The sequence below is a fragment of the Pseudoalteromonas ostreae genome (assembly GCF_018069805.1).
Lineage (GTDB): Bacteria > Pseudomonadota > Gammaproteobacteria > Enterobacterales > Alteromonadaceae > Pseudoalteromonas > Pseudoalteromonas ostreae.
Genome location: NZ_JAGPYN010000003.1, coordinates 44,529 through 56,137, shown reverse-complemented (window position 1 = coordinate 56,137; position 11,609 = coordinate 44,529). Strand labels below are relative to the sequence as shown.

The following is an 11,609-nucleotide window of genomic DNA, read 5'->3' as shown; positions in this document are numbered from 1 at the left end:
AATTTATACAACCAAATAATCCCCTATGAAACCAATAAAACCACATTCAATCAACGAATTAATGCAACGTGTTAGCAACATTGCAGGACTGACATTAGGCCAACTAGCAAGTCAGTATCAATTTAAAACACCAGAGCATTTATTAAAGGAAAAAGGCTGGACTGGGCAGTTGATTGAATATGCATTAGGGGCAACAGCGGGATCCAAACCAACCCCTGATTTTGAAGAGCTCGGGATTGAACTTAAAACGTTACCTATTTCATATAAAGGCAAACCACTAGAGACTACTTTTGTTTCTGTAACACCACTATTAAATGTCACAGGTATGACATGGCAGCTCAGTAATGTGCGTAAAAAACTCAATCATGTTTTGTGGCTGCCCATACTTGGCGAGCGAGACATCGTACCGTTTGATAGGACTATTGGCAGTGGCTTTTTATGGCAACCCTCAGCGGAGCAAGATGCGCAGTTACAGCGAGACTGGGAAGAGCAAATGGAGCTGATTGCACTGGGACGTGTTGATGAGATTTCCGGGCATTTAGGGGATGCGATGCAAATTCGCCCTAAAGCTGCCAATAGCCGAATCGTCACCGACGCCATTGGCCCGAATGGACAAATTATTAAAACCCTACCCCGTGGTTTTTATTTAAAAACTAGCTTTACAGGGCAGATTTTGAAGCAACAGTTTCAGCTTTGATTTTCTAGAGCGTCAGAAAAACGCGCAAGCTTATCGCCTGCAGGACACTTAACATTAAATGCTGAATTTAACTGTAGCCGAGTGGCTTGCCATCGCCCTCTTAAAACAAAAAATCCCCGCCGTGGCGAGGATTTTTTAAAGCTTAAATCATATTCTTAAAAAGAATTACTGACCTTTAACTTCTTTAAGACCATTAAAAGGTGCTTTAGCGCCTAGTTGCTCTTCGATACGTAGCAATTGGTTGTACTTGGCTACACGGTCAGAGCGGCTCAATGAACCTGTTTTGATTTGACCCGCAGCAGTACCTACAGCAAGGTCCGCAATTGTTGAATCTTCAGTTTCACCTGAGCGATGAGAAATAACAACTGTGAAACCAGCGTCTTTAGCCATTTTGATTGCAGCTAATGTTTCAGTTAGTGAACCAATTTGGTTAAACTTGATTAAGATTGAATTAGCAATACCGTTGTCGATACCACGCTTTAAAATCTTAGTATTTGTTACGAATAAATCGTCACCTACTAATTGGATCTTATCGCCAAGTAGCTTAGTTTGGTGTGCAAAGCCGTCCCAATCAGACTCATCAAGGCCATCTTCGATAGACACGATTGGGTACTGTTCAGTTAGATCTTTTAAGAAGTAGTTAAACTCTTCTGAAGTGAATTTTTTACCTTCGCCTTTAAGGTCGTAGATATTTGCTTCTTTGTCATAAAACTCAGACGCAGCACAATCAAGCGCTAGAGTAATGTCTTTGCCTAACTCGTAACCTGCATTAGCAACAGCAACTTTAATTGCTGCAAGTGCCGCTTCGTTAGAGGCAAGGTTTGGTGCAAAGCCACCTTCATCACCTACTGCGGTTGAATGACCATCAGCTTTAAGTACTTTGGCAAGGCTGTGGAATATTTCAGCACCCATGCGTAGCGCTTCACGGAAGTTAGCAGCGCCAACTGGCTGGATCATAAACTCTTGAATATCAACAGAGTTATCAGCATGCTCACCACCATTGATGATGTTCATCATTGGTAACGGCATAGAGTAAACACCTGGCGTACCATTTAAATCAGCAATGTGCTCATATAGCTCAACTTTTTTCGATTGAGCAGCAGCTTTTGCAGTCGCAAGTGATACAGCTAAGATTGCGTTAGCACCTAATTTTTCTTTATTTTCAGTGCCGTCTAAATCTAGCATTACTTGGTCAACAGTGCTTTGTTCTAATGCGTTTTGGCCTTCTAACGCCGCAGCAATTTCTTTATTAATAAAGCCAACTGCCTTTAATACACCTTTACCTAAATAACGTGCTTTATCACCATCACGTAATTCGAGTGCTTCGCGAGTACCTGTTGATGCACCTGATGGTGCGGCAGCGCGCCCCCAAGAACCGTCAGCTAAATGTACATCAGCTTCTACAGTTGGGTTACCACGCGAGTCCATAATTTCGCGACCGATCACTTTTACGATATTTGACATCTTGATTCCTCTTTTCCCAAAATGGTGAGTCTACTTTGGCTTTATTAATTTTCCTTAATACCGCCGCTTTAAAAACAAATAAGCCGTGCATAGAGCACGGCTTATTCACATTACGATGACGCTTTTTGATGGGTGTGTGCTGCGGCAACAAACCCTTCAAATAACGGATGACCATCACGCGGGGTTGAGGTGAATTCCGGGTGGAATTGAGCCGCAATAAACCACGGGTGATCTTTATTTTCGATGATTTCAACTAGCTTTTTATCTTCTGATAAACCAGTGAAACTCAAGCCTGCTTGCTCAAGCTTTTCAACAAAATTATTGTTTACTTCGTAACGGTGACGATGACGTTCAACAATTTCATCACTACCGTATACTTCACGTACTTTAGAGCCTGGTGTTAAATGACATTTTTGTGCGCCTAAACGCATTGTGCCACCTAAATCAGATTTCTCACTGCGTGTTTCAATATTACCTTCAGCATCTAACCATTCAGTGATCAAACCAACAACAGGGCTTGCTGAATTAGCATTAAACTCAGTTGAATTTGCATCAGTCAGACCAGCAACATTACGTGCGTACTCAATTAGCGCTACTTGCATACCTAAACAAATTCCAAGGTAAGGTACTTTATTCTCGCGAGCATATTGAGCAGCTAAAATTTTACCTTCAACACCGCGACCACCAAAACCACCAGGTACTAAAATAGCATCAAGGTTAGCAAGTAGTTCTGTGCCTTTGCTTTCTACATCTTGCGAATCAACATATTGAATATTAACTGTTAAACGGTTTTTAAGACCTGCATGTTTAAGTGCTTCGTTTACAGATTTATACGCATCTGGTAATTCAATGTATTTACCAACCATACCAATGGTCACTTCGCCCGTAGGGTTTGACTCTTGGTATAACACTTGTTCCCATTCAACTAAATCGGCTTCTGGAGCGTCAAGGTGGAAACGACGACATACAAAGTTATCTAGCTCTTGCGATTTTAATAGCGCTGGAATTTTATAAATGCTGTCTACATCTGGTAATGAAATAACCGCTTTTTCTTCAACGTTAGTGAAAAGAGCAATCTTCGCACGTTCGTTGTTTGGTAATTTACGATCTGAACGACAAATAAGAATATCTGGCTGAATCCCAATTGAGCGTAATTCTTTTACAGAATGCTGAGTTGGTTTAGTTTTCACTTCACCCGCAGGGCCTAAGAATGGCACTAAGGTTAAGTGAATAAACAATGCGCGCTCACGGCCAATCTCTGTGCCAAGCTGACGAATTGCTTCTAAAAATGGTTGTGACTCAATATCACCAACCGTGCCACCAATTTCAACGATTGCCACATCATGGCCTTCAGCACCGTCATATACACGTTGCTTAATATCGTTGGTAATATGTGGAATTACCTGAATTGTTGCACCAAGGTACTCACCACGACGCTCACGACGTAGCACATCTTCATATACACGACCTTGTGTGAAGTTGTTACGGCTTGTCATTTTGGTACGGATGAAACGTTCATAGTGACCTAAATCAAGGTCGGTTTCAGCACCGTCTTCGGTGACAAATACTTCACCATGTTGAATTGGGCTCATTGTGCCTGGGTCAACGTTGATATAAGGATCCAGCTTTAAAATGGTAACATTTAAACCACGGGCCTCTAAAATAGCTGCCAACGATGCTGCTGCAATACCTTTACCCAACGAGGAAACAACCCCGCCGGTAACGAAGATAAATTTTGTACTCATGCGAACCCTAGAATATCAGGAATTAAAAGGAAAAATATAGAATCAAGACGGGGCGAAATTATAGCAAAGGCACTGCCATCAATCCAGTGAAAGTTAGCAATTCTCTGCACAAAAAACGCACTCAAAGTCTATCTTGATTTACACGCGCTTTTTTATGGCTTCCCATGCGGCATCCATTTGTTCGAGCGTTGCCGTATCAAGTGACTGTCCTCGCTCGGCTAAATACGCTTGAACTTTTTCAAAACGTACTGAAAACTTATCATTTGCGGCTCGTAATAGTTGCTCTGGATCACGTTTAATATGCCGCGCCACATTAACCGTCGCAAATAATAGATCGCCCACTTCCTCGGCACTGTGTGTAGAATATGGATCAACTGCGAGTGCTTCTTTAACTTCATCAACTTCTTCGGCCACTTTATCTAATGCGCCATGATAACTTGGCCAATCAAAGCCTAATCCTGCAACCCGCTGCTGAATTTTTTTGGCTTTGCTCAAACTTGGCAGATTAGCGGGTATATCTTGCCATAATGTGTTGCTCTGCGGTTCAGTTTTTTTTGCTGCCCGCTCCTGTGCTTTTATGGTTTGCCACTGCTGACTGAGTTGTTGTTCAGTCAGCCCTTGCTGTTCGGCAAATACATGTGGATGGCGACGCACTAACTTATTATTTAGCCCAGCCATTACATCATTAAAATCAAATAACCCTTGCTCTTGTGCCAATTGCGCATAAAAAATCACTTGAAAGAGTAAATCACCCAGTTCATTTTTAAGCTCACCGAAATCACCTTTTTCAATGCAGTCGGCTACCTCGTATGCTTCTTCTAAGGTATGCGGTACGATGGATGTAAAGTCTTGCTTTAAATCCCACGGGCAGCCTGTTGCTGGATCACGTAATTTAGCCATAATGGCTAATAACTCTGTTAAGGTATTCGTCGAGGTATTAGTTGTCTGGTTCATTTACATTCCTAGTGACTACGTTTTGCTTCATGCACGCCTTCGATTTGATCTAATTTTGATAGTAATCGATTCGTACTTGATAAATCATGCACTTCAACTTGCATAGTAAATAGCGCTAATTGACGGTCGTCCACAGTTTCCATATTCATATTCAGCACATTAACTTTTTCATTGGCCAGTACCGAACTAATATCGCGAATAAGCCCTGCTCTATCACTGGCTTCGATTTTAATCGCTAACGCATACGAGCCGTTAATTTCGTCTGACCAACTAACCGCAATTACACGCTCAGGGTGTTGTGTTCTTAGATTATTAAAAGAATCACAATCAGTCCTATGCACACCTATGCCACGGCCTTGGGTGATATAACCGATTATTGCCTCACCAGGAACTGGGCGGCAACATTTAGCCACATGGCTCATTAAACTACCAACCCCATCAACCACGATACCATTTTTATCACCACTGATTTTAGTCGGGTTCTTAAAGCGAATAACGGGCTCGTCATCAGAGCGATCCGTTATAAAATTCAGCAGCTGATTTAAACGCACATCACCAGCCCCAATCGCAACCATTAAGTCATCTAATTCTTTAAAGTTATAACGCGAAATAGCCGGTGCTAAATTTTTGTAGGTAAGATCTAGTTTCTGTAGTTCGTTATCAAGGATTTCTTTCCCAGCACTGAGGTTTTTATCACGGTCGAGTTGTTTAAACCAATGATGTATTTTCGCTCTAGCTCGAGATGATTTGATATAGCCCAATGATGGATTCAGCCAATCACGACTCGGGTTAGGCTGTTTTTGGGTTAAAATTTCAACCTGATCACCAGTATGCAGTTGATGGGTAAATGGCACTATTTTGCCAAATACTTTAGCGCCAATACAACGGTGCCCCACATTTGAGTGAATGTAATAGGCAAAGTCCAGTGGCGTTGCGCCCAGTGGCAAATCAAAGATGTCGCCGCGCGGCGTAAATATATACACGCGATCTTCAACCACTTGGTTTTTAAGTTCATCAGCTAAGTCGCTGCCATCAACCACTTCTTCCTGCCATTGCAATAATTTACGCAACCAGCTAATTTTTTGCTCGTAGCCAGAGCCACGCCCAGGTAACGCTCCTTCTTTATACATCCAGTGCGCAGCAACACCGAGCTCTGCGTCTTGGTGCATGGCATGAGTTCGAATTTGAATCTCAACGGTTTTACCTTCTGGACCAAACACTACTGTGTGAATCGATTGATAGCCATTTTGTTTTGGGGTGGCAATATAATCATCAAATTCTTTATTTAGATGACGCCAATTGGTGTGCACGATCCCCAGCGCACCGTAACAATCTTGCAATTCATCTACCACAATACGCATGGCACGAATATCAAACAGCTGATCAAATTCGTAATTTTTTTGCGCCATTTTTTTATAAATGCTGTAGATATGCTTTGGTCGGCCATAGACCTCACCTTTGATACCTGCTTGAGCAAGTTTATTTTTAACTTGTTCAACCATATCGACCATATAGGCTTCACGACCGAGTCGCTTGTCATCTAACTGCTTGGCAATGTTTTTATAAACATCTGGGTGGAGGTAACGAAACGCTAAATCTTCCAACTCCCACTTTAATTGACCAATTCCTAAACGGTTAGCGAGGGGGGCAAAAATATCGGCGGTTTCTTTTGCCGCAATAACGCGCTCTTCTTCACTGGCGTTTTTAACCTCTCGTAAATGGCATACTTGCTCTGCAAGTTTGATCACAACTGCACGCACATCCTCGACCATAGCTAATAACATCCGGCGGATATTATCTACTTGAACGCTGCCTGTGCCTTGATGAGCCAAGGTGCTAATAGTCGCCATTTGCGCAACACCCGTTAATAGGGTTGCCACATGGCTACCCATCACATCGCTTACTGTATCGATGTCGATTAGATTAGCCAAAAAACTCGGCGTAATATATGCGGTAGCGAGGGTGTCTGCATCGAGATTCATTTCCACCAAAATTTCGACCATTTCCATGGCAATATTTTGTTGCTGATAATTGTGCAGCTCAGCGCAAAGGGTATTCGCTTTAGTTAATAACTCGCATTTCTCTTGCGTTAAGTTTAGTAAACCAAGTCGTGTGCTGAAATCACCCGGTTTGTCGTGCTGGTGTGATTGCCGAGTAGCTACCATAATGCGCTCTACCTCCTTTGAAATAACGCCATTGTTTCAATATGCCCAGTATGTGGGAACATATTCATTAGCCCAATTTTTTCAAGTGAAAATGCTGCTTGCGTTATAATTGCGCTGTCACGGGCTAAAGTCACAGGATCGCAAGAAACATATAAAATCGTTTTAAATTGCTTAAGAGGCAGTTGCTCTAAAATAGCGAGTGCGCCAGTACGTGAAGGATCGAGTACTAATATATCCAATTCTTTACTAAACCACGGCGCTTGCTGCATGTTTTGTGTTAAATCAAAACAATGAAAATGAGCATTGGCTATCTGGTTAGTTTGCGCATTTTGCGTTGCCATTGCAACCGCAGAAGCAACTCCTTCGACACCAACGACAGTTTTTGCGTTGTTTGCCAGCGCTAACGAGAAGTTGCCGATGCCACAAAAGAGGTCGAGCACTTGCTCGTCCCCATTTAAGTTAAGCCAATCAACCGCTTGAGATAACATAGCCTGATTAACTTGTGCATTCACTTGAATAAAGTTTTCCAAACCAAATTCAAACTTTAAACCAAGCTCAGGTAACTGATAAAATGGCATCGCTAAATGGTCATGGTTAATATGTTGCGTTTCACCCTGCCATATTATTTGCCAGTGGTGAGTTAATCCTAGTGCTGTAATTGTATTTTTTAATTTATCACTAATCGTTTTAGTGTGGCGGACCACCACAAAATTTTGTTCATCCGCCTGACATAATTGTAGATGGCTGACACTGCGAAGTTCACCATGCTGATTTAGTAACGGATCAAAAACAGTAAAAATTGCCGAAAAATCATCACTAAGTACAGCACAGTGCTGCACGCTAACAATTTGCTTAGAGCCTTGCGCACGATAGCCTACACGCATTTTTTTTGCGGTTTTATCAAACATCACGGCTAAACGGGCACTGCGACGATAATGTGTTGACTCGCTCAATAACGGAGTTTGCCAGTTCATTGCATCAAGCTTAGCAAACTTGGCAAACAACTGGCTCACCGCCAATTGCTTTTCAACTAATTGCTGATCAAGACGCAAGTGTTGCAGTTGGCAACCTCCACATTGTTGATAGTACTCGCAAAATGGTTTTACTCTGGCATCACTGGGGTGTTCAACTTTTACTGTTTTGGCTGCGCTGTAACGGGCTTTATCTTCGGTTAATTTGGCTTTTACTGTTTCACCCGTTAGTGCACCACTGACAAAGCACACTTTATTATTATGTTTGGCAATGCCCCGACCTTGGTGATCCATACCGGTAATGACTAACGTTAACGATTGCCCTGAAAGGGTTTTCTTTTTTGCTTGGAAAAACTGCGCCATCGGGCAACACCTTAAATATTGATTCAACGAGGGTGATTGATTACTAGCTTATAAGTATATACTCTTTAACTAACTAATAATGATAACAACGTTCACTTATGACTAAACTTGGTTTGCGCGACTCAGTTTTAACGCTAACACTCATTCCCACAGTGATTATTGGATTACTACTTGGCGGCTATTTTACAATAAATCGTTACATTGAGCTTGATGAAATTTTATATCAACAAGGAGCGACCATTTCGGAGCCACTTTCAATCGCCATTGAACAACCATTATTAGCAAAAAATAAGCTGCTGCTAAACCGTTTGATAAGCCACGCACACAACAAACACTCTCCAACAATTAAAACCATCGCCATTTTTGATGAGTATAATAAACTGATACTCACCAGTAACTATCATCGTGACTTTGACAATTTACTGCATAATGAACACTTACAAGTTGGAAAAAATACCAAAGTACTCAGCAGTGAGCATCTGCTTACCTTTTTCACGCCAATCATTAATCACTCGACCCCAGACGCACAGTGGAATAATGCAGCATTTCAAACATCACTTGGTACTGTGGTTATTCAGCTCAACAAAGATCAAGCGATAATTGGTCAGCAACAAGCATTATTAGTCAGCGGTATTGTGATTATTTTAGCCTTAGTGTTGGCGGCTATTTTAGCCATCAGACTTAGTCATATGTTTATGACCCCATTAAATAAGTTAGTACTTGCTACCGACAAATTAATCGAAGGGAAAAGAGAAACCGGCCTAACTGCTCCGATGATGGGCGAATTTGAGTTATTACGCCAAGGGCTAAACACCATTTCTGATACTATGGTGATGCAAAAAGATGAAATGCAAAAGCACATTGATCAAGCAACCAGTGACTTGCGCGAGTCGTTAGAGTTATACGAAACACAAAATATTCAGCTCAGTATTGCTAAAACCGATGCCCAAGACGCCAATCGCGTAAAGTCTGACTTTTTAGCAAAAATGAGCCACGAGCTGCGCACACCACTTAATGGTGTCATTGGCTTTACTCGTCAATTACATAAAACACCGCTTAATAAACACCAAAAAGATTACCTCGACACCATTGAGCTCTCAGCAAATAGTTTAATGACTATCATCAGCGATATTTTAGATTTTTCGAAGCTTGAAGCAGGCGCGATGGAGCTTGAGTCAATTCAATTTCAACTACGTGATACAGTAAACGAAGTACTTACGCTACTAGCGCCCAGTGCGCATGAAAAGCAATTAGAACTATCGATTTATATCAACGCGCAAGTGCCTGATAATATTACTGGTGATCCAACCCGATTTAAACAAATTTTGATCAACTTGATCAGTAATGCTGTTAAGTTTACTGAAAAAGGCTCAATTAAAATTGATGTTGGCCATCGTTTACTTGATGAAGAACGTACCTCTGTATTAGTCTCGGTAACCGATACTGGCGTTGGCATCCCAATGGATAAACAAGATGCCTTATTCACTCCCTTTGGCCAAGCAGATTCAAGCATTACGCGTAAGTTTGGTGGCACAGGCCTTGGTTTAATTATTACCAAGCACATAGTTGAAACCATGGGTGGCCGTATTACTTTAAACTCAGCGCCTGGTAATGGCACCTGCTTTACTTTTAATGGCGTATTTAGACTACCAAGCCATAGCTACAACAGCGACTTGCCAAGTAAATCGCTGGCGAATAAACGTATTTTATACCTTGAACCTCATGAACATACTCATCATGCGGTGTTCTCTTTATTAACCGAGTGGCAAACTCAGGTCACTGCGTGTTTTGACCAAGAAACCTTTTTGCAAGAGTTAAACAAAGAGTTTAATTACGATATTTGTATTATTGGCCACGTTGCCTCAGTTGACGAAATGCAACGCTTAAAAAGTTATATCAAAGCAGTCCGTGAATCGACTGACTACCTGTACTTAATGCTCAACTCGGTGTCTCATAATATGCGCGAAGCGTATATTGGCTGTGGTGCAGATGCGTGTTTGAGTAAACCACTCAATCACCGCAAGCTTTGCGAAGTGCTTGCTGCACCGTACCGGCTCGATCATCCCGTGCATAATATTGAAGAAAATGACGAGAAGTTATTACCGCTAAAAGTATTAGTCGTTGATGATAACGATGCCAATTTAAAGTTAATTTGTACTTTACTGGAGGAGCAGATTGAAACTATCGATACTGCTCATAATGGCTCGCAAGCCTATAGTTTGAGCAAAAGCCATAAATACGACATTATCTTTATGGATATTCAAATGCCAATTATGGACGGTATTACCGCCTGTAAACTGATCCTAGAATCATCCTTAAACGAAGATACCCCTATTATTGCAGTCACAGCCCACGCCTTAGCGGGCGAGAAAGAGCAACTAATTACCGATGGCTTTAAAGGGTATTTAACTAAACCTATTGATGAGGATATGCTGAAACAAATAATCAGTGATCATAGTCCACAATCACCGCTGCGACGTGACAAAAACCGTAATGACCTGATTGTGATTGATCCTCCTTTTGTAAGCTCCTCGCTGGATTGGCCATTAGCACTGCAACGTGCTGGCGGTAAAAATGAACTGGCGCTTGAAATGCTTAATATGTTGCTACTCAGTGTGCCAGAAACCTTGCGCTTACTTGAAGAAGCAATCAGTAGCCAAGATTGCGAACATGTGCTCAGTATTATTCATAAATTTCACGGTGCTTGCTGCTACACGGGCGTACCCAAACTTAAAGCACTCGCTGAAGCACTGGAAACTGCATTAAAAGGCGATTGTAATTTAAGTTATATTGAGCCTGAGCTTTTTGAGCTACAAGACGAACTTGAAAACCTGATGACCGACGCAGGTTTAAAAAGTGACTAGTTTTCATAAAAATGAACTCGAAATGATATAGCGTTAAATATTTCGCCCGAGCTCCAACCATGTAACTTGGAATATTTGACCTGAACTAACGTTGATAAACCTGCTTACCATTTAGTAGCGTTATCATCACTCTAGCGGTTGTTATATTCTCCGCTGGGCGCATGTGATGCTGTATCACCACAGCCCAAGAGTATACAGCTAAGGGAAAATACGCTAGTTGCTAAATTCATTTTAATTATACTCATTGTTGTCTCCAAAGATTTAACGCTACACTAGCAAAGTAATGGTAACTTAAGGTAACAGTGTAGAACATCATGATTATTTTATTAGTGGAGGACGATGCAATCCTAGCCTAGCCAGCCATTACCTTTTTAGAAAATGAAGGT

At 41.6% G+C, this 11,609-nt stretch carries 7 protein-coding genes; 2 read left to right on the top strand and 5 right to left on the bottom strand.

The window, feature by feature from the left end:
- Positions 1 to 25 precede the first annotated feature (25 nt).
- A complete protein-coding gene (gene mutH, locus J7338_RS02785; RefSeq protein ID WP_210795430.1) occupies positions 26 to 697 on the top strand; it encodes a DNA mismatch repair endonuclease MutH in 672 nt (223 codons plus the stop codon).
- Positions 698 to 862: 165 nt separating this feature from the next.
- Here the strand turns inward: mutH and eno are convergent, their stop codons facing one another.
- The 5 genes from eno to rlmD all read right to left on the bottom strand — a co-directional run bounded on the left by eno (position 863) and on the right by rlmD (position 8,359).
- A complete protein-coding gene (gene eno, locus J7338_RS02780; RefSeq protein WP_210795428.1) occupies positions 863 to 2,161 on the bottom strand; it encodes a phosphopyruvate hydratase in 1,299 nt (432 codons plus the stop codon).
- A gap of 110 nt (positions 2,162 to 2,271) precedes the next feature.
- A complete protein-coding gene (locus J7338_RS02775; RefSeq protein WP_210795425.1) occupies positions 2,272 to 3,906 on the bottom strand; it encodes a CTP synthase in 1,635 nt (544 codons plus the stop codon).
- Positions 3,907 to 4,044: 138 nt separating this feature from the next.
- The gene (gene mazG, locus J7338_RS02770) at positions 4,045 to 4,860 is read right to left on the bottom strand and encodes a nucleoside triphosphate pyrophosphohydrolase (protein WP_210795423.1); all 816 of its coding nucleotides are present in this window, start codon (positions 4,858 to 4,860) and stop codon (positions 4,045 to 4,047) included.
- 8 nt (positions 4,861 to 4,868) lie between these two features.
- On the bottom strand, positions 4,869 to 7,025 hold the full coding sequence (relA, locus tag J7338_RS02765; protein ID WP_210795421.1) for a GTP diphosphokinase: 2,157 nt from the start codon (positions 7,023 to 7,025) through the stop codon (positions 4,869 to 4,871).
- An 8-nt stretch (positions 7,026 to 7,033) separates the two neighbouring features.
- Positions 7,034 to 8,359, bottom strand: a complete 1,326-nt coding sequence (rlmD, locus tag J7338_RS02760) for a 23S rRNA (uracil(1939)-C(5))-methyltransferase RlmD (RefSeq protein ID WP_210795419.1) — start codon at positions 8,357 to 8,359, stop codon at positions 7,034 to 7,036.
- Positions 8,360 to 8,457: 98 nt separating this feature from the next.
- Between rlmD and barA the strand changes: the two genes are divergently transcribed.
- A complete protein-coding gene (gene barA, locus J7338_RS02755) occupies positions 8,458 to 11,223 on the top strand; it encodes a two-component sensor histidine kinase BarA (RefSeq protein ID WP_210795417.1) in 2,766 nt (921 codons plus the stop codon).
- Positions 11,224 to 11,609 lie beyond the last annotated feature (386 nt).